This window comes from Candidatus Hakubella thermalkaliphila, from assembly GCF_013281975.1.
GTDB lineage: Bacteria > Actinomycetota > Humimicrobiia > Hakubellales > Hakubellaceae > Hakubella > Hakubella thermalkaliphila.
Genome location: NZ_BLRZ01000379.1, coordinates 1 through 776, shown reverse-complemented (window position 1 = coordinate 776; position 776 = coordinate 1). Strand labels below are relative to the sequence as shown.

Annotated in this window: 1 protein-coding gene; it reads right to left on the bottom strand. The window is 56.3% G+C overall.

Annotated features, from left to right (window positions below):
* A partial coding sequence (locus tag HW443_RS12270) for a complex I 51 kDa subunit family protein (RefSeq protein ID WP_407079829.1) occupies positions 1–776 on the bottom strand: 776 nt, incomplete at both ends.

Here is a 776-nt window from a genome sequence, read left to right as displayed (position 1 = left end):
GTGATTCCCATAGGCACCTCTATAAGCCCGCAGTTTGTTATCTTACCAGCCAGTGAAAAGATGGCCGTTCCTTTGCTCTTCTCAGTGCCCTGGCTGGTAAACCAGGCTGCCCCTTTATTGATAATCCAGGAGATGTTGGCGAAGGTCTTAACGTTATTAAGAAGCGTAGGCCTACCCCACAATCCCTCCTCGGTGGTGCGGGGACGGGGGAAGGGCTTGGGCATTCCTCTTCTCCCCTCTATGGAGAAGGTTAAAGCGGTAGACTCACCACAAACAAAGGCGCCTGCTCCCTGAAAGATCTCAATATCAAAATCAAATCCATGGCCTAGAATACTCTCCCCCAGAAACCCCCGCTCGCGGGCTTGGGCGATGGCAATTCCGAGACGTTTTACCGCCAGGGGATACTCCGTCCGGACGTACACATAACCTTTCTTTGCCCCCACGGCGTAGCCGGCAATGATCATCCCCTCTATGACCAAGTGAGGGTCGCCTTCCAAGACGGATCGATCCTGGAATGCCCCGGGGTCCCCTTCATCGGCGTTGCAGACTACATATTTTTCATCCCCAACGGCGCGGCGGCAGGCCTCCCACTTGCGCCCCGTGGGAAAGCCAGCCCCGCCGAGTCCACGCAGGCCCGAGCGTTTTGCCGCGTCGATAACCTGCTCCGGGGACATCTCCTTGAGAACCTTACGTAGCGCCTGATAGCCACCGGCAGCAAGATAGTCATCGATCTCCTCAGGGTCAATATGTCCGCAATTCTTGAGCACGGTGCGCTG